Below are 17,014 nucleotides of genomic sequence, written 5' to 3'. Positions count from 1 at the left end.
CCTGCCATGCCGGACGAAATCGGCGCAGTGATTCCTGGTCTTGTCCGGGGGTCACCCGAACAGCCCGTGGATGAACCAGGCCTGCGCCCCGGTCCGACCGTCCTCGCCGTCGCCGGCCCGGAACAACCAGAACCGCCGCCCCGCCTCGTCCTCGACCTGGAAATAGTCCCGCACCGCCCAGACCTCGGCGTCGCGCCGCCGCCATTCGCCGAAGATGCGCTCAGGACCGTCCGCGCGCACCACGCGCCGCCGCACGCCGCGCCAGGTGAAATGGGAGGGCGGGTTGTCGGGCAGGAGGGCCAGGGTCTCCACGGGTTCCGGCTGACGAAACAGGCGTGCGGGCCGGGGCCAATCAGGGCTCCAGTCCAGCGCCGGGACCGCCGCCAACGGCGAGACGCGCTGCGTCGACCGCTCGGGCACGTCGCTCTCAACCGGCATCAGCCGATAGAGACGGCCCGGTCCGATCCGATTGGCGAGGACATCCACCAGGTCGGACAGGTCGGGGGGCGTCGCCTCTCCCAAGGTCGATCCGACGGGACGCCAGTCGAGCGGTTCGGCGCTGATCGCCGCGAGGGTCATGCGCTCGATGCCGAACCCGGGGTCGATGGTTTCAATCCGATCGGTCAGCAACCGGGTCAGCCTCGCGGCGTCCCGAACCGGACGCGCCAGACCCACGCGGACGGCTTCGATGCGGTTGTCGACCCGGACGCAGGTCCAGTCGAGCCGGCGCGCGCCTAGGCCGCCTGTCTCAAGGACGGCGCACAGCTCATGCACCAGGCCGCCCACATACCGGGCCAGGGTCTCAGGCGCGCCGATGGGCTCGGCAAAAGTCCGGGTGACGGCGGGAACCTCGGGCGCCGAAACGGGCAGGAGCGGCTCGTCTGTTCGACCGTAGGCCTGGTCCAGTCGGCGGCCCAGGTCCGGCCCGAACCTGTGGAGCAAGGGCGCGCGGGGGCGGTGAGCCACATCGGCCACCCGCTCGAAACCCATGCGCTTCAGGCTTACGATCAAGTCCGGAGGCAGACGCAGGGCGGCCAGCGGCAGAGGCCCCACCGCCGCATCGACGGTGTCCGGATCTATGATCCGCATATCCCGGCGGAACCGGACCACCGCGTGGGCGGAGCCGTACGTCGGGCCGATCGCTGCGTCCGCCTCGATGCCCGCTCCGCACAGGCGTGTCCGCAGGTCCGCCAGCATCGCCGCCTCGCCGCCCTTGAGATGGGCGGCGCCGGTGGCGTCGATGGCCAGACCGTCGCCATCGGCCTGGCATACGGGCGCGTAGCGACGCAGGGCCCAGACGGCGAGCCGGTCGAGAGCCGCCGCGTCGCCGGTCGGATCGGCATCGCGCACGATAAGGCCGGGGATCAGAGCCTGGGCCTGGGTCGCCGCCATACCGACCCGCGCGCCCAGCCCCACAGCCGCCCGGTTGGCGGCCAGGACGCCCCGGCGGCGGCCGGATCGTCCGACGAGGATCAGGGGGGCGTCAGGCGGCGGCGCGTCGTCGCCCAGGTCGCGCCGCAGGCGATCGACGGACCAGTTCGGCAGGTAGAGCGAGACGACCCGTCTCATCACAGGCTTCCAGGGTGAAGTCCGCGGTCTCGGCGCCGCGGCAGCGAAGGAGTTCGACGAACCAGCGCGGGCGACCGACGCCGGGCACGGGGAGCGGTGAGGACGGCGCCGGACTGACTCGCCATCGGGTGACGGAGGCGGTCGGCTGGCCGAAGTCGGCGGCGTCGGCGGCGCGTCGCCATCGCCGGACCGCCAGTCCGAGCGCGCCTGAGCCTTCGGCCGCCAGCTGAAGGCGCCGGGATGCGGTGAGGCCGAGGCGGGCGGTCTCCGCGACCACGGCGGCGACCCCACCGTGCCGCAAGCCTTCCTCGAAACAGGCCAGCAGCGTCGGCTCGTCGCCCGCCTCCACATAAATCACCCGCTCCGGCCCCAGTCCCGCCTGGCTGAGCGCGGGCGCGAACAGGTCGGGCCGGGTGACGCACCAGAGGACCTGTCCCGGCCTTCGCGCCGCGATCCCCGCTGCGAACAAGGCTGCGGCGGCTCCGTCGATCGCTTCCTCGCCCCCACCTGCGACTTCGTGCAGGGCGCCCAACGCCAGTCCGCCGCCGGGGAGGCAGGCATCGACCTCGGGAACGCCGAAGGGGAGTACGCCGCCGTCCGGGCGATGCGCATACTCCACCGCGCGAATACGGTCGCGCAGCGTCTCGATCTCGGCGGATCGGCGGTCCTGCATCTGACGGCCTCCTGGTCCGAGGAATGAATGTTCTTCTTATGTTCTCAATCCGGATGGGGTCCGGAGTCAATCGATCTTGTGCGACCGTCCCCACCAGACGCTGGTCTCTCGTCCCCGGGTGCGCCTTTCGCGACCGCCCCTGACGTGATCAGATGGCCCCGGTCGCCCCGGCGGCGGCTGTCGAGAAAGGCTGTCGCGGCATGTGCAACGAATACCAGCTCATCCTGCCGTTCGACGATGTGATCGAGGTCTTCAACCGCACAGGCGACCGGCTGGTGTTCCCGGGCGGAATGCCGAACTTCGGTCCCATGGCGTCGATCCGGATCGGCGACCGCGCCCCGATCATCACCCTTGGCCCGGACGGTCCGCAGATGGTGGTGACCCCCTGGGCCTGGAAGGCGCCGCAGGGCCGACCGGTCTTCAACTTCCGATCCGACGGTCGATCCTTCGCCGGCGCGGTCCGCTGTCTGATCCCGGCTGACGGCTTCTTCGAGTTCACCGACCCGGAGCCCGGCCAGAAGCGCAAGACCAAATGGCGGTTCACCTTCGCTGGCGATCCGGTGTTCTGGATCGCAGGGCTTGTCCGGGACGGAGCCTTCGCCATGCTCACCACGGAGCCGGGCCCCGACATCGCCCCCTATCACGATCGGCAGATCGTCCTGTTGAGACCCGACGCCGGCCTCGACTGGCTGGAGTTGCGCAAGCCCGAAGGCGAACTGCTACGCGCCTCGCCGGCCGGAACCCTGGAAGTGGAGAAGGTCTTTCCGGAAGCCGCCTGAGGCCTGGGCTGGATCAGGCCGAGCAGGCGGTGGTTCCGCCCTCGCCAAGCTTGCGCTCGACCAGCTGCAGAGTCTGATACTCCGCCACCGGGATGGGCCTGCCTTCATCGTCCACGATCAGGAAGTCCCGCGTCGAGGGAGCGCCCGTCGCGATCAGCCAGTCCCGGAAGAGGCTGGCCGTGGCAGCGCTTTCGAATCCGGGCGTTACCGGCTGCGATCCGGGGCGCCGGGCCTGAAGCGAAACGGCCACATGGCCTGCGGTCCTCAGCGACCACAGCGCGCCAAGGTCAGCGCCGCTCAGCGACACGGTCTCAGAGGTCGCGCCTGTCATCCGCACCACGGTGTCGTCGCCTTCCGAGACGGATCGCGCGGCGGTCGGTTGAGTGACGTGCCGCACCCGGTAGCTGACGCCCATCCGCACACAGAAGGGCTGAGGTCTCGCTGCCACCGTGATCTGGACGGGCCGCAGGGTGACCCGGGCGGGATCGGCCCAGACGCCGCGCGCCTCGATCAGTTCGGAGGTCCGCCAGGCCATCTCGGTCCGGGACAAAGCGGCCGGCAGGTTCAGGGTCGCATCGACGACGATGTTGCCGACGAGGTTCTGGTTCGGGGCGCTGCCCTGGGAGAAGACCAGGGCGCCGTCGTCGACCGACACATTCGACGCCACGACCCGGGTGGTCAGAGTCTCCGCCGTCTCCCGCGAGCGCGTGTATTCGGGGCTGATCGACAGGCTGTCGAGCGACCCGCCGACATCGACGCCGGCCTCCGCGCCGAGGGTGAAACTCGCCGTATCCGTTTGACTGCCGAGGTTCACCGTATTGTAGACGGTCGCCTGCTGCTCCCAGCTGATGAACCGTTCGCCATTGGTGGGCTCCAGGGTGATGACGAGGTCCTCGACCCGATCGGCGATATTGGCCGGATCGCGCGACCATTCCGGGACCATTTCGACGGTCATCACGAACCGCACCTTGCGGCGGAGCGGATCACTGCGTCGCTCGTAGGCGCGCGGGGTCTGCTGGCGGGCCATCTCGGTGATGATCTCGTCCGTGCTCCAACCCTCGGCCAGCATGGCGGCGGTCAGGGCCGCCTGGGCTTCGGGCGCCAGATCCAGACCCCGGACCGTGCGGGTCTCCGACGGCGGCGTCGTCGCAAACAGCCGAACCTGCACGAGCGGGGACTGGGCCTCGGCCGTGGTGATGGCCTCGTGGCGCTTCAGCGCGGTGGAGCAACCGCCGAGGGCGAGGGCGGCGACGGCGGCCGACAGAAGAAGAGCGCGGCTCATCAGCTCATCAACACATAGGCGGCGCCGGGAAACTCGGCGCCATCGCGCCGGACGGTGACGCTCTGCAACCGCTTGGCCACGTAGCGGCGCTTGGCCACGTTCTTGTTCAGCCCGTTCCAGTTCTCGGCGGCGACCAGCAGGGCCGGCAGGTCCGGCTTCTCGATGGCGATGAGATACTCGTCCTGGCTGGGACGATTGAAGTCGTCGATCAGGATCACAAAACGCAGCGCCGCCATGCCGTCCCCCCGGAGGTCTGAAGGGCACTCTAGCACCACTGCGGGTTGAGTATCAATGTTCGCTCACAAGGTTGGCGGGCGCGTCTCTTGGAATGCTCAGCGCCCGATTCCACGTCCCAGTTGGGCGCTCACGACCTGGGCGAATCCACGTTCCCCGATCGCCACCGAGAGGGTCTTGCCGATCGCCGGCGGCGCCGCGCCGACGCCGAGACGAGCGTAGTGTTCGGCTCCATCCGCACTGCGCAGAACCAGATAGGGCGAGCCGCCGAGTTCGTCATGGAAGCCTGCCTGAACGACCTTCCCGCGCACCGATCCCTGGGTCAGTTGATCGACCGCGACGGCGCCCTGCATCCGACGCTGGTTCAGCGTACGGATCACGTCCTTCGAGAGCTGTAGGCGGCGAAGACGAGGTTCGAGATCCGGGGCCAGTTGAAAGCGTCGGCCGGTCCGAGTGGCGAGACCGAGCCTTTCGAGATGTCGCAGGCGTCCCCGTGTGAGGGCGGTCCAGGCATCGGTCCCGCCGAGGCCGTCATCGACCTGACCCGAGGCGTCGGCGGCGGCCATCAGACGTCGGTCGAAGGCGGTGAAACGGTCCGCCTCGGTCTCGCGCCAGACGCGACGTTCAGCGTCCTGTCGGCTGAGGTCGCCGAGCCGTTCCTGGGCGACCTCCTGGGCTCGCGCGCGAAAGCCGTAGCCGATGTAGTCGCGCGGGATCACCAGGTCCCTGCCGTCACTTCGGCGTCCTCGTACCAGGACGTGAGCATGCGGCTGGTCGGTGTCGTAGTGACAGACCGCCATCCAGGTCAGTCCCGGTTCCCCGAGGTCGTCGGCGACCCGGGCCATCACCTCCCGGGTAAATCCCCGCAGATCCGCGATGCGATCGCCGTGCTCCGGGGAGATGATGAAGCGAAAGTGGTGACGGTCCTTGGCCCAGCCCTCGCTGGCCCCGGCGGCGTCGATCGCATCACGGCTCCCGTTGAAGACGTCGGGCCGGGACTGCTCCTCGCCGGCACCGAGCCGTGACAGATAAGCGATGTGAGCGGCCAGGGCCGCGCCGCGCGCGAAACCCTTGCCGCTGTGGCGCGAGACCAGCGCCTTGACGACCACCCTCTGTCGAACGTCGAGGCGGAAGGGGCGACCGGATCGGTTCTGGGCGGCGCGCAGACATCCGGCCCGGTCTCCGTAGGCGAACAGACGCGAGGCGGCCAAGCGCTGGAACAGGGCGACGCGGACGCTGGTCTGGTCGGATTTCAGCCGGCTTGGAAGTCGGACGCGGAGGCTTGAGACGTCCCCTGGCTCAGCCTGCGACAAGCGGATGTCGATGGCGGTTCGGACCTGCATGGGCGTCGCTCCGGCTCACTCGGGGCCGAATCCGCAGGCAACTCAATGCAAGTCGTCAGAGGGCGTCGGCGATCCCCCAAGTATCTGCCGGGGCTCGGAAAAGCAGAAGGCAAAACCCCCTCTTTTATCTTGCCCTAAGCCCCCATTCTGACGATTCCGGCCCAAGCGTTTCACCAGTGAACACGACCGATCAATCATCGACAAGACGATCGTCAAACGACCTCTCCCGGTGGGGGACGATGGGATCAGCCAGTCGGACGACAAGAAAAAACCCGCCCGGCCGGAGCCGAGCGGGTCGCGTGTCGAACCAGAGTTCGTCAGGCCGCGCGCGCCTTGATGGGCACGTGTCGCATGCCGTTCTCCAGGGCCTTCTGGCCGAGGTTGAGGGCGGGACCGAACGGGCGCTGATCCGCCCGCGATCGATCCACCGAATGCACCAGGGTCAGGCAGACCTCGGGCTCCAGGGCGATGAGTTCGTCGTTCGCCCGGAAGGGAGCGGCCTTGCCGTGCGCGTCGAAGTCCGCCCGTGCGAGGATCAGTTTCACACCCTTCTGTTGAGCCCATTTGATCGCCAGCTTCTCGGAGCCCTTCGCCCCGGTGGTCGCCAGAGCCATGTCCGGCCACTCCTGCCGAGCCCAGTTCAAGGCGTCGAAAATGCGACCCGCGTCCTCTGAGGTGTCGGCCCCCGGTGCGCCGCGGAAGGCGACCACCGGCCCGCCCGGATCGGCCTCGCCCGCCCGGCGGTTGCGGATCGCCCGGATCGCCTGTTTGGCCTCCAGCTGCGCGGCTGTCAGATGAGTGCCGCGTCGGCTGCCGCGCCACGCCGTCCAGACCTCGCCGGTCGCGATCGTCCAGCTCTCGGACGCCGCGTCCCGGATCAGTTCGCAAGCCTGGGTGGCGATATCGCCCGCGCGAGCCTTGGCGGTGGCCTCCTGGAGTTCGACGTCGGCCGCCTCCGAGCCGTCGAAGTCGCGGTCCAGGGTGCGCATCGCGTCCCGGGCCCGATCCGCCTCTCGTTCGATGCGACCGGCCGCCGAATGAAAGGCGCCGATCATGGCTTCGCCGAGGAGGGTCTGGAAGTCCTCCAGCGCCGTGTCCGAAATCACATCCAGCAGCTCGGTCATGAGCGCGCGCCCGAGCTGGACGAGGGCCGCTTCGGTCGGGTGAGGCCGCGGATCGTTGAGAGCAGCCGTCTGGTCGTCGAAGGCGGAGTCGGTCTTGGGGGAGGCGGAGAAGGAAGCAGTGAAATAGGTCATTGGAACAGTCCTTGAGACTGCCGTGCGCCCCATGCGCAACGACCCCGGTCTTGGCCAGATCGGGGTCCCCGGCAGTCACCGGAGCGCCGGGTCCTTCACCCGGCGCGAAGGGGAACGGCGCAGCCGTTGACTTCCGGGGTGATCTGACAAGGTCGGAGGGCGTTGTGTGGGGGCAAGTCGCCGTCGCCCTTCGCGACGGCGACACCGTTCGGCGCCGCTGCGCCGAGACCGTAGAAGACGCCGCGCGCTCGCCTTCCTGCACGGCGGAACGCCGAGCTCGCAGGGGCCTGAAATCCATCATTGCGCCGAAGCGCGATCGGATCGACCCTGTGGGCCACAACAGACGACGCCCGCATGCGCCGCAGGCTTTCGGAGAGAGACATGAAGTCCGAAGACACGATCCACCCGTTTCTCACGACCTTCGCCACGCCGCGCACGGGGTCGGATGAAACTGTCGGCCGGTACTGCGACCAGCAGCACGTCTGGGTGGTCGACGGCGAGGAGGGACCACTGCCTCTGATCCTGGCCAACCAGGCGGTGGGGCGGACCTCCACCTCCACCAAGGTGGGCGTGGAGGGCGACGACACCGATGTGAGCAGCGGCCTGGACTATGGCACCGAGACCTATGTGAAGGCCGAGGACGACGATCTCGATCGGGCGGCGTTGCAGGCCAGTCTCGGCACCTCGACGCGGGTGCTCGGCGAGGCCGACGATGTCGACCGCACGGCGGCTGCGCTGCTGGCGGTCACGACCAAGACCGACGCCAACACCGAACGGGATGATACGGCCGTCGGCCTCGAGATCTTCGAACCTTCGATCGGGGGGCGCATCCCGCCGCTGCCCATTCAGTGATCCTGCTCGTCACCAATGCGCAGGACCTGACGACAGATTTCATCGTCCTCGAACTCCAGAGGCGAGGCGTCGCCTACGCGCGGCTCAATACCGAGAGGCTGCCGCAGGCCCAGGTGCGCCTCGGCTTCGAAGCGGCGGACGACTGGTCGATCGACTTCCCCGGTCTCAAGCTGTCGGGCGACGCGGTGCGAGCGGCCTACTTCCGCCGTCCGGGCCTCCCGGCGATCGACACCGCGGTGCGCGACGAGGGCGAGCGCGCCTATTGCGCGAGCGAGTGGGGCGGTCTTCTGAAGACCCTGTACGGGCGACTTGAACCGCGCTGGCTCAGTGCGCCCTCCGCGATCATGGTGGCGGAAGACAAGCCGCGCCAGTTGCTGGCGGCGCGCGCGGCCGGGTTCCGGATTCCGGAGACGCTCGTGACCAACGCCTTCGGGTACGCGTGCCGATTTCTCGACGGGGCGCCGGCGATCGCCAAGCCTCTGCGAGAGGCGCGGATCGACGGCGGCCGGGAGGCGGTCATCTTCACCAGTCGCGTCGAGCAACTCTCCGAGCGGGATGAACGCGCCATGCAAGCCGCGCCGATCATCCTCCAACGCGAAGTGCTCAAACGCGCGGATATCCGGGTCACGGTGGTCGGCGACCGGGTCTTCGCCGCAGCGATCGGCTCTCAGGCCCGCGAGGAAACCGAGGTGGACTGGCGCCGGGGCGGCGTCGCGGATCTGGCGCATGAGGTCGTCGATCTGCCGGACACGGTGGCGGCGCGCTGCGTGGCCCTGGTGCGGGCCTTGAACCTCGGTTTCGGCGCGATCGATCTGGTCTGGGATCGCGATGGCGAGTTCTGGTTCCTGGAGGTCAATCCGAACGGCCAGTGGGCCTGGATCGAAAACCGCACCGGCCTTCCGATCGCCGCGGCTCTGGTCGACGCCCTTGAGGAGATCGCCGCACGATGAGGATCGTCGATTTGTTCTGGCCGATGCTCGAGCCGCCGACCGACGATGAGCAGCGGAAGGCGGCCGAGGGCCGCAAGCACGATCTGGACGTGATCCAGACGGCCGCCGTGTCGAAGGACCTCGATGTCCTGATCGAGGAGGCGCGTCGGCTCTCGGATCTGGAAAACGAACGCCGCAAGACGGCGGAGACCAAGGCGGCGATCTACCTGACCTTCGTCGGCGTGCTGGCGCCGATTCTGGCGACCATCGCACCGGACGCGCTCTCGCCGGACAAGGGTTGGCCGCGCCTGGCAATCACCCTCGCCCTGTTCCTCGCCGCCGGGGCGTATCTGCTCTGGTGCGGCGTTTGGGCGCTCCGGGCCATCGAGGTTCAGACCTCCTCCCATCCTGACGCCGCTGAGCTGGCGACCATGTGGACCGGGGCCGATCGCAAGGTGGCCCTCGCGCGCGAACTTCTGAAATGCGTCCGCCTCAATCGTCCGGGCGTCAACAGGAAGGTCACCGCGATCAAGATGGCCCACATGTTCGCCATGCGCGCCTTCGCCATGTTCGTCCTGGGGCTCCTCGTCCGGTCGGGATGGACCCCGGTGTCCCAGCTGCTCGCGGCCATCGGCCGCGTCCTCGCCTGATCACAGACAAAAGGCCCGGAGCCGAGAGCTCCGGGCCTGGATCCGCGCGAAGCGGGTCTCAGAAGGGAATGTCGTCGTTCAGGTCGTAGCCGCCGCCCGCCTCGGCGTCCCGCTCGGACACGCCGGCCGCGGCCCGATCCGACCGTTCCGCCTCGCGACGGTTCTTCAGCCGGATGTCGCTGACGACGAGACGGAGGTCGTAGTGTTCGACGCCGTCCTTCCCGGTCCAGGTGTCGTTTTCGACATGGCCCTGGATGACCACCCGACTGCCCTTGCGAGCGTAGGGCTGGATGTAGTTCTCGGTCGTCGCCTCGTTGAAGCAGACGCAGTTGAAGCCGGTGGTGCGTTCGCCCGGCTCGCCGCTGGCGCGGCGGAAGCGGGTGGTCTCCAGAACGCGGAAGCTCGCGCGCTTCTTGCCGGAGCCCTGGGCGGACAGGATGGACGGGTCGGCGGCCAGATAGCCTTCGAGGGTGAGGGTTTGCATGGTCAGTCTCCTGGAAATGAAAGGGGGGGTGGATCAGGCGGCGGCGCGGGTGTCGGCGGCGTGCGCCTCCCGGTCCTCGGCCCAGTCCAGGACGGTCAGCCGGTTGACGACCAGTTCCTTGGCGGTGCGTTCCTGGCCGTCCCGGGTCGCGTAGGACGTATCGATGAAGGCGCCGACGACGACGGCTTCGCAGCCCTGGGCGAGGCCTCGGGCGATGACCTTCTCGTTCAGCCCTTTCGACCAGCTGACGCAGTTGACGCCGACCAGCCTGGGCTTGCCGGCGCCATCGACGCCGCGTTGCTCGAGCAGACGGAACACCGCCTTGCCGAAGTCGTCGCTGATCTGGGGATCGGCCGCGAGGCGGCCGGTGAACACCATGGTCTGCATCTCAGTCTCCTTTTCGAGGCGAAGCCGACGGGGAGCCGATCTCCCCAATCCCGCTTCACCCGAGACCTCCCCTTCCTTCCCTCCTTTCCGGCCGGGCCTTCGCCCGGCGGGCGGCGGCCTCACGCTCGATGGGCCGAGATCTGTTTCCGGATGGTCCAGCCGCTCACGCTGCGGCGCCGTCCAGGACCGACTGAACCGGGTGTCGGCGGAGCACCGCCTCCACGACATCCGGTCGATCCACGGGGAGGAAGAGACGCGGTGTGTAGGCGATGATCTCCACGAACCCGCCGCAGGCGACCAGGGCGTCGCGATCCGTGCGACCGCCCACGACCTCCAGCCTCCATCGATCCATGACCCGCGCGCGCCGCAGCCAAAGCCCGCCGGCGAGTGCGAGCTGGACGTTGCGATCGAGGATGCAGGCGGCCGTGCGGGCTCCGTCCCCCCACGCGTCCCCCGCGTCCCCGAGACCCAGAGCGGTCTTGAGAGACGCGGCCTGAACCTCGTCCAGAACCCGCCCCAGCCATCGCCGTCCGTCCGGTGCGCGGACCCGGCGAACCGAACACCCCTTGGCGGGCAGGCGACCCCAGATCGGCAGGAGGAGCCCGGTCGCCAGCGTCATTCGGCGCGTGCGCCATGAGTCGGTGGCGGCGACCTCCTCGTCCCAGAGCGTCAACCAGGTCGATGCCTCCGCATCGGCCCACGCCGACTCCGCGAATGCCGTCTGCGGCACGACCTGATGCTGGTCCGGGCGATGCAGGCGGACGGCGGCGACGAGGCGATCATCATCGGTCGTCGTGGTCAGGCCCAGCTCGGCGACGGCGGCACGCCCGGACCGGCCGTTGACCACGAGCCGGTGTTCGACGCCGGAGCAGGACTGGCGGACCGCGTCCGAGGTCGTGATCTCCCGCCGAACCTTCAGGTCGAAGGTGACCAGAGCCGTTTCCGCCCCGGTCGATACATCGGTCCGGATCGTCTCGGTCTGGACCACCTCGAGCTCCTGGGCCTCGATGTCTTCGAGCCCGCGGTCGAGGTCGCCCGAGGCGGCGGCGCGCTCCAGGATTCCGCCGAGGATCTGGTCGAAGTCTGCGAACAGGGCGTTCTGGTCCGCGATCCGAAGCGCGAGCAATCGGTTCAGGAAGGTGTGGATCGGCGGCAGGTCGTCTGACGGCTTCAGCGCGCCGTCACTGTCCCGAAGCTTCAGGCCCGTGCGGGTCTCGAAGGTCTCCACATCCATCGCCGACAGCTCGCCGAAACCCAGTGCTCCGTAGAAGACCAGCAGCGCGCGACGCGCCCATGGGCTCTCGAGATTGTCTTCCGCCCTGAACAGACCCGCGCCGGCGGTGCGGCGTTCTCCTCGGGTCAGGGCGCCGAGAGAGTCCAGTCGTCGCGCGATCGTGGAGGTGAAGCGTTTCTCCCCGTGGATGTTGGTGATCACGGGACGGAAGAGCGGGGCCGACGCCTGATGTGTCCGGTGGCTCCTTCCAAGGCCCTGGATCGCGGCGTCAGCCCGCCATCCCGGCTCGACCAGATAATGGACGCGGCGCTGCTGGTTCGGCGCGGAGAGGTCGGCGTGATAGCTGCGGCCTGTGCCGCCCGCGTCGGAAAAGACGAGGACGCGCTTGCGGCCCGACATGAAGGCGTCGGTTTCGGACCGGGCCGCGGCCGCCCCGCGCCGCTCGACCAATCGCCGCCCATCGCGCGCCACGACCCGGCGCGTGCGTCCGGTGATCTCGGCGACGGCGTCCGTCCCGAAGGCGGCGAGTATCGCGTCAAGAACACCAGGGACCGCCGGAAGGCTGGCCATGCGGCCGATCAGAAACGCGCGGCGTTGCAGCGCGTCCTGGCTGACAGCAGGGCGTCCGTCGACCATCACGGGGACCATGGTCATGCCCCCGTCATCGTCCTCGATCGCCTCCATCAAGTGGATCGGGAAGGCCTCGCGCAGATAGTCGAGGACGTATTCGCGCGGGGTCAGGTCGATGGAGAGGTTGTTCCACTCTTCCGGCGGGATCGAGGCGAGACGCCGCTCCATCACGGCCTCGTTCGTCGAGACGATCTGAACCACGGCGGATCGGCCTTCGGCCAGATCCTGGCGGATAGCCGCCGTCAGGGTCGGCGCCTTGAGCCCCGCCAGCAGGTGACCGAAGAAGCGCAGCTTGGCGCCCTCGAACGCGGAGTGGATCGCCGACGCGGCCATGCCGCTATGCGGCTTGCCCTCTGGATCGGAGAGCCCCGTCGCCTTCAGCGCCTCCCCGAGGTTGGCGTGGATCATCTGGAAGGCGTCGGCCCAGGCGTCCCAGATGGCGATGTCGTCCTCGGTAAGGTCGTGGGCGAGCGGTTCGTACTCCACGCCCTCGAACGACAGGCTTCGCGCCGCGTACAGGCCCAGCGCCTTGAGCTCGCGGGCCACCAGCTCCATGGCGGCCACCCCGCCCTTGTCCATGGCCTCGAGGAAGTCCTCCCGCGTCACGAAGGGGGCGTCGGGCCCGCCCCAGAGCCCCAGTCGGGCCGCATAGGCGAGGTTTTCCGCGGTGGTCGCACCTGTTGCGGACACATAGAGGATGCGGGCGTTGGGTAGCCGGTTCTGCAGCGCCAGACCGGCCATCCCCTGGAGGGAGGCCTTCCTTGTCCCCCGCGCGCCCTTTCCGCCACCGGCCGCATTGGCCATCGCATGGGCTTCGTCAAAGGCGATCACCCCGTCAAAGTCCTCACCGAGCCAAGCGACGATCTGGTCGAGGCGAGACATCTTCTCGCCGCGCGCCGGCTGGCGCAGGGTGGCGTAGGTCGTGAACAGGACGCCCCGGTCGAGCCGGACGTCCTCGCCGAGTTTCCAACGGTTGAGCGGCACGATGTCGTGCGCGCCGCCACCGATAGCGCCCCAGTCGCGCCTGGCATCGTCCAGCAGGGCGTCATTGCGAGACAGCCAGACGGCGCGCGTCCGTCCTTGAGCCATGTTGTCGGCGATGATCGCCGCGATCTGCCGTCCCTTGCCGCACCCCGTGCCGTCGCCGAGGAAGAAGCCGCGCCGAAGCTGGAAGGCCTGGTCGACGTCTTCACGCGCCAGAACGAGCTGATGGCCGGCGTCTCCACGGCTCCACCATGCGGGCAGGTAGCCGGCGTGGGCTTCTCCGGCGTAGATCACGGTCTCCGTCTGGGCGTCGGAGATCCGGCCCTCGTCGCGGAGGGCCGGCGGGAGGGTCGGCCGATAGGTGGGCGCCGGCGGCGACACCGAGGCCATGGGGCCGGATTCGACGAGAGGCGACGGGTGAGGCCGGGCGTCGGGGAGCGCGATGCGGGCGAGGCGGTGCGCCTGATAGAGGCCCACGTCACGCCCCTCGCCGCACCACGGGCGGGTCTCGTACGAAACAGTCGCCGCGCCGTCGAGAAAGGACAAACGTCCGGAGGGCAGAGCGCGCGCGCGATCCGCTGGCCGCAGCAGCGCCGCGGGGGCCGTCCGTATGCGCTGGCGCGGTCGGGCTCCCGTACGCGCCGGAAGCGCGGCGGCGACGACAGCGGCGTCCGAAAGGGTGTCGGCGGAGGTGATCGACGCGATCGCGCCGGCCTCGCCCCGATCCATGACCACGAGACCAGTCTCGACGCTCGTTCCATGTCGGGCGAAGGCGCGCGGCGGAAACCCGATCCGGGCGAGAACAGGCCCACGCCTGGCCAGTCGCGCCATCAGTCCAGCATCGGTCAGGGCTGAGACGGGGACGACCGCGACGAGGCGTCCATGGGTCGCGAGACACCCGAGCGCGGCGATCAGGTGCGCCTCGAGGGCCGAGAAAGGCGGATTGCACACGGCGACATCGATGCGCCCGGCGTCGGGGTGCAGGTCGTGCAAATGGCGGGCGTCGTGGCGCGACGGCGGGGACGCGGGGAACAGGCTGGCCAGGAGATCCGCCCGGCCTTCGCCGCGTTCGTTCAGGACGAGGGTCCCGCCGCAGGCCTCGGCGACGACCGCCATCAGGCCGGTGCCGGCGGAGGGTTCGAGCACGCGATCTCCGTGGCGGACCTGGGCGGCGAGGAGCGCCACCCCGGCGAGCTCGGCCGGCGTGGAGAACTGATCGAGCGCGACCTGCTCCTCGCTTCGACGACTGTGGGTGAGCCCGAGCGCTCCGATCCCGGCCAACAGGGTCACGATCTCCGCCGGGGCGTCTTCCAGCCGCGCCACCTGAGAGCCCAGCCGGCGGATCTGAAGCACCGTCGCCGCCTCGATCGCGTCATAGGCGTCGCGCCAGGACCAGGCACCCTCGGCGTCGGTGGCGCCGAAGGCGGTGGTGAGGATCGTCGAGACGAGGCGTCGATCCAACGGGCGAGAGCGGGCGAGCTGGGCCGCCAGGGCCCGCGCCGCCGCGAAGGTGTTGGCTGACCGGGCGGCGGAGGTCGTCGGCTGCGGAAACAGCGACAGCGTGGGTGAACTGATCAGGGACATGGCAGGCTCCGTTCGAGCCTCGGAGCGGAGGGCGCCTCCCTCGCGGTCCTCCGGACTCGCGAAGCGCCGCCCTTCCTCTTCCTCCTCGTCGCCGCGACAACGCCCGCCCCGCGGGTGCGGGGCGGGCGTCTCGATCCGGCGGCTCAGGCGGCGGGTTGAAGAGCCGCGTGACCGGCGTCGGTGACGATGAAGGCCCCGACGCCGTCATCGTCCGGCGCGTCCCCTTCATCGGGAGCGCCTGCATCGTCGTCCTCGACCGCGCCGTCGACGGGCGGCGTTGTCCAGGAGAGGACGGACGGCGCCCAGCTCCGCTCGGCGGCGCGCTCCGCCACCCAGTCGATCAGCTCCGTCTTCTTCAGGCCGGCCGCACGGGCGTCGTCCTCGCCCATCTCTTCCAGCATCCCCAGGAGGAGGGGCTTGGAGTGTGGCTTCAGGAAGTCCGCATCGGGCGTCCAGTGCAGAGTGATGCGGGCGTCGCAGAGTTCGGCCAGCTCCGCCGCCTCCGCCCGGGCGGCGCGCCGGATCAACGTGGTGCGTTCCTCGCGCAAGTCGAGAGCCAGCGCGGTCAGCTCCGCCAGGAGGCTCATCTTCTCGCCATGGGGCAGGCCATGCACCCAGGCGATGACGGTGAGCCCCGACGCCTCCCAGGCGGCCCTTCGATCATCAAGGCGCTGCCGCACCTCGCCGTCGAGCGCGTCGATCACCCGCCCGCCGACGGGATTGAAGGCGGAAGCGCTCAGGGCGAGCGCGCTTTCGGCCCGAACGCCGAATGTGCGGATCGCCACCTGTCCGAACAGACGGGCGATGAGGGCTGTCAGGGCCACCCCGGGGTCGTCCGCGAGGCTGCGGATCAGGCCGCGCGTGGCCACATCGGTGCGCACCGCATGCAGCACGTGGTTGACGCCGTCCGTGTCGGGCTCGGGCGCCTCCGCTTCGGGCGGTCGATACGCGGGTGCTGGCGGCGGCGTGGGCTCCTCCCTTTCGTCTTCGTCCGTCTGCGGGTCGGGTTCGACCGGCGTGAAGCACTGGACGTCGAGGCCATGCTGCCGGGACGGGCGGAAGATCAGCGTCGTCGCGACCCGCCCGCTCCAGCCGGCCTGATCCATGGCGATCCTCGACCGGACCAGCGCGATCAGCGCGTCGTCGGCGTCGGCGGCTCGTTCGGGGTTCGTCAGGATCGCGGCGGCCTCGTCCCCGGCGGCCTGGAAGCGCTCTCGCGCCTCGCGATAGACCGCCATCGCGGCGCTCGGCAGCATGCCGCCGTAGACGTAGCCGATCGTTTCCAGATCCTCGGGAAGCTCCGGATCCTCGCCCGCAGTCACATGAACGGGCAGGCCCTCATCCTCGAAGACGTTGGCGATCTCCCGCGCCCGCCGGGACCAGACGTCCGTCAGGATCGAGGGATCGAGAAGCACCGGCGCGCGCTCGCCGAACAGGTCGGTCTCCGTGCGGCCGCCGGCCGCGTTGTAACGGTCGGCGTCGGCCAAAAGACAGCGGGGATCGTTGGCGTTGACCGCTCCTGCATCGAGCTTCTCGGTCACTCGCCAGTCCTGGAAGCCGTGGCCGTCCAGCGTCATCTGGGCCAGCTCCGCCTGCTCGTCCGGGTCGTTCAGGCGGACGAGCAGTTTGGCCTGACGGAGATTGAGCCGACCGGCCTTCAAGGCTTCCAGTGCCACCGGCGGCAGCCCGGACAGCGCCGCGAGCCGCTTGATGTCGATCTCGGCATAGCCCATCGCCCTGGCGATCGCAGTCACGCCGAGGCGGGACTTCAACATCCGGCCGATCGCGGCGATGACGTCGGCGATATGAACCGGGACCGCTGTGTTGGTCAGCAGGACAGCCGCCGCCTGGCGAGCCGGATCGGTCTCCACGAACATGTCGATCGGATGATCGTCGGCGATGCGGCCCTGGTCCAGCAAAAGCCGGAAGGCGAGGAGCCGACGGCGTCCGTCCAGCGCCATGTGGCCCCGCTCCTTCTTGCGGCCCGGTCTTGTGGTGAGGGGCTGAAGTTGGCCTGCGGCGAGCAGGGTTTCGGCCAGCAGGGGGATGTCCTCATCCGGCGGTTCGCCGAAGCGAAGGTTCTCGGGGGCGATATCGACGTCCCGTAGCGGGGTCTGGATCGGGACGCGCGAGCTGGTCGTCGG

The 17,014-nt window shown here is 69.4% G+C and carries 15 protein-coding genes; 5 read left to right on the top strand and 10 right to left on the bottom strand.

Annotation, left to right across the window (positions count from 1 at the left end; genetic code table 11):
- Positions 1–51: 51 nt before the first annotated feature.
- Entirely contained in the window at positions 52–1,569 is a 1,518-nt protein-coding gene (locus JHC99_RS05575) for a DNA polymerase Y family protein (protein WP_292152471.1), read from the bottom strand.
- Positions 1,484–2,242, bottom strand: coding sequence for a damage-inducible protein (locus JHC99_RS05570; RefSeq protein WP_292152470.1), 759 nt, complete (start codon positions 2,240–2,242; stop codon positions 1,484–1,486). The genes JHC99_RS05575 and JHC99_RS05570 overlap by 86 nt, the downstream gene beginning before the upstream one ends.
- 152 nt (positions 2,243–2,394) lie before the next feature.
- Between JHC99_RS05570 and JHC99_RS05565 the strand changes: the two genes are divergently transcribed.
- Positions 2,395–3,021, top strand: coding sequence for an SOS response-associated peptidase family protein (locus JHC99_RS05565; RefSeq protein ID WP_292152469.1), 627 nt, complete (start codon positions 2,395–2,397; stop codon positions 3,019–3,021).
- Between the two features lie 13 nt (positions 3,022–3,034).
- Here JHC99_RS05565 and JHC99_RS05560 read toward each other — a convergent pair whose 3' ends face one another.
- The 4 genes from JHC99_RS05560 to JHC99_RS05545 all read right to left on the bottom strand — a co-directional run bounded on the left by JHC99_RS05560 (position 3,035) and on the right by JHC99_RS05545 (position 7,136).
- A complete protein-coding gene (locus JHC99_RS05560) occupies positions 3,035–4,303 on the bottom strand; it encodes a hypothetical protein (RefSeq protein WP_292152468.1) in 1,269 nt (422 codons plus the stop codon).
- A complete protein-coding gene (locus tag JHC99_RS05555) occupies positions 4,303–4,539 on the bottom strand; it encodes a hypothetical protein (protein ID WP_292152467.1) in 237 nt (78 codons plus the stop codon). The genes JHC99_RS05560 and JHC99_RS05555 overlap by 1 nt, the downstream gene beginning before the upstream one ends.
- A gap of 96 nt (positions 4,540–4,635) precedes the next feature.
- Positions 4,636–5,880: a DUF3363 domain-containing protein gene (locus JHC99_RS05550; protein WP_292152466.1), complete on the bottom strand. Its 1,245-nt coding sequence runs from the start codon at positions 5,878–5,880 to the stop codon at positions 4,636–4,638.
- Between the two features lie 317 nt (positions 5,881–6,197).
- On the bottom strand, positions 6,198–7,136 hold the full coding sequence (locus JHC99_RS05545) for a DUF2493 domain-containing protein (protein ID WP_292152465.1): 939 nt from the start codon (positions 7,134–7,136) through the stop codon (positions 6,198–6,200).
- A 381-nt stretch (positions 7,137–7,517) separates the two neighbouring features.
- Between JHC99_RS05545 and JHC99_RS05540 the strand changes: the two genes are divergently transcribed.
- From JHC99_RS05540 to JHC99_RS05530, 3 genes are read left to right on the top strand one after another with little or no spacing between them, the layout of a single operon-like run.
- The gene (locus JHC99_RS05540) at positions 7,518–7,988 is read left to right on the top strand and encodes a hypothetical protein (protein ID WP_292152464.1); all 471 of its coding nucleotides are present in this window, start codon (positions 7,518–7,520) and stop codon (positions 7,986–7,988) included.
- Positions 7,985–8,938 (top strand): hypothetical protein, encoded by a 954-nt coding sequence (locus tag JHC99_RS05535; protein WP_292152463.1) that lies wholly within the window; start codon positions 7,985–7,987, stop codon positions 8,936–8,938. The genes JHC99_RS05540 and JHC99_RS05535 overlap by 4 nt, the downstream gene beginning before the upstream one ends.
- The gene (locus JHC99_RS05530) at positions 8,935–9,567 is read left to right on the top strand and encodes a hypothetical protein (RefSeq protein ID WP_292152462.1); all 633 of its coding nucleotides are present in this window, start codon (positions 8,935–8,937) and stop codon (positions 9,565–9,567) included. The genes JHC99_RS05535 and JHC99_RS05530 overlap by 4 nt, the downstream gene beginning before the upstream one ends.
- 58 nt (positions 9,568–9,625) lie before the next feature.
- On the opposite strand, the gene JHC99_RS05525 is transcribed toward JHC99_RS05530, so the two are convergent.
- The 4 genes from JHC99_RS05525 to JHC99_RS05510 all read right to left on the bottom strand — a co-directional run bounded on the left by JHC99_RS05525 (position 9,626) and on the right by JHC99_RS05510 (position 16,789).
- On the bottom strand, positions 9,626–10,051 hold the full coding sequence (locus JHC99_RS05525) for a single-stranded DNA-binding protein (protein WP_292152461.1): 426 nt from the start codon (positions 10,049–10,051) through the stop codon (positions 9,626–9,628).
- Positions 10,052–10,084: 33 nt separating this feature from the next.
- Positions 10,085–10,438, bottom strand: a complete 354-nt coding sequence (locus JHC99_RS05520) for a hypothetical protein (RefSeq protein ID WP_292152460.1) — start codon at positions 10,436–10,438, stop codon at positions 10,085–10,087.
- 163 nt (positions 10,439–10,601) lie between these two features.
- Positions 10,602–14,870, bottom strand: a complete 4,269-nt coding sequence (locus JHC99_RS05515) for a strawberry notch family protein (protein ID WP_292152459.1) — start codon at positions 14,868–14,870, stop codon at positions 10,602–10,604.
- A gap of 143 nt (positions 14,871–15,013) precedes the next feature.
- Complete coding sequence (locus tag JHC99_RS05510; protein WP_292152458.1) at positions 15,014–16,789, bottom strand: chromosome partitioning protein ParB; 1,776 nt, start codon at positions 16,787–16,789, stop codon at positions 15,014–15,016.
- Between JHC99_RS05510 and JHC99_RS05505 the strand changes: the two genes are divergently transcribed.
- Positions 16,757–16,978, top strand: coding sequence for a hypothetical protein (locus JHC99_RS05505; protein ID WP_292152457.1), 222 nt, complete (start codon positions 16,757–16,759; stop codon positions 16,976–16,978). The genes JHC99_RS05510 and JHC99_RS05505 overlap by 33 nt on opposite strands.
- Positions 16,979–17,014: the final 36 nt, after the last annotated feature.

The organism is Brevundimonas sp. (genome assembly GCF_016463485.1).
Taxonomy (GTDB): domain Bacteria; phylum Pseudomonadota; class Alphaproteobacteria; order Caulobacterales; family Caulobacteraceae; genus Brevundimonas.
The sequence above is the reverse complement of the archived record's forward strand: the minus strand, read 5'-3'. Positions and strand labels throughout refer to the sequence as shown.

What these genes read in the sequence shown, in the direction of transcription:
- JHC99_RS05560 (WP_292152468.1), bottom strand. Translation starts at nt 4,303, where the DNA reads ATGAGCCGCGCTCTTCTTCTGTCGGCCGCCGTCGCCGCCCTCGCCCTC.
- JHC99_RS05520 (WP_292152460.1), bottom strand. Translation starts at nt 10,438, where the DNA reads ATGCAGACCATGGTGTTCACCGGCCGCCTCGCGGCCGATCCCCAGATC.
- JHC99_RS05515 (WP_292152459.1), bottom strand. Translation starts at nt 14,870, where the DNA reads ATGTCCCTGATCAGTTCACCCACGCTGTCGCTGTTTCCGCAGCCGACG.
- JHC99_RS05570 (WP_292152470.1), bottom strand. Translation starts at nt 2,242, where the DNA reads ATGCAGGACCGCCGATCCGCCGAGATCGAGACGCTGCGCGACCGTATT.
- JHC99_RS05505 (WP_292152457.1), top strand. Translation starts at nt 16,757, where the DNA reads ATGATCGTCGGCGATGCGGCCCTGGTCCAGCAAAAGCCGGAAGGCGAG.
- JHC99_RS05575 (WP_292152471.1), bottom strand. Translation starts at nt 1,569, where the DNA reads ATGAGACGGGTCGTCTCGCTCTACCTGCCGAACTGGTCCGTCGATCGC.
- JHC99_RS05555 (WP_292152467.1), bottom strand. Translation starts at nt 4,539, where the DNA reads ATGGCGGCGCTGCGTTTTGTGATCCTGATCGACGACTTCAATCGTCCC.
- JHC99_RS05530 (WP_292152462.1), top strand. Translation starts at nt 8,935, where the DNA reads ATGAGGATCGTCGATTTGTTCTGGCCGATGCTCGAGCCGCCGACCGAC.
- JHC99_RS05545 (WP_292152465.1), bottom strand. Translation starts at nt 7,136, where the DNA reads ATGACCTATTTCACTGCTTCCTTCTCCGCCTCCCCCAAGACCGACTCC.
- JHC99_RS05540 (WP_292152464.1), top strand. Translation starts at nt 7,518, where the DNA reads ATGAAGTCCGAAGACACGATCCACCCGTTTCTCACGACCTTCGCCACG.
- JHC99_RS05550 (WP_292152466.1), bottom strand. Translation starts at nt 5,880, where the DNA reads ATGCAGGTCCGAACCGCCATCGACATCCGCTTGTCGCAGGCTGAGCCA.
- JHC99_RS05525 (WP_292152461.1), bottom strand. Translation starts at nt 10,051, where the DNA reads ATGCAAACCCTCACCCTCGAAGGCTATCTGGCCGCCGACCCGTCCATC.
- JHC99_RS05565 (WP_292152469.1), top strand. Translation starts at nt 2,395, where the DNA reads ATGGCCCCGGTCGCCCCGGCGGCGGCTGTCGAGAAAGGCTGTCGCGGC.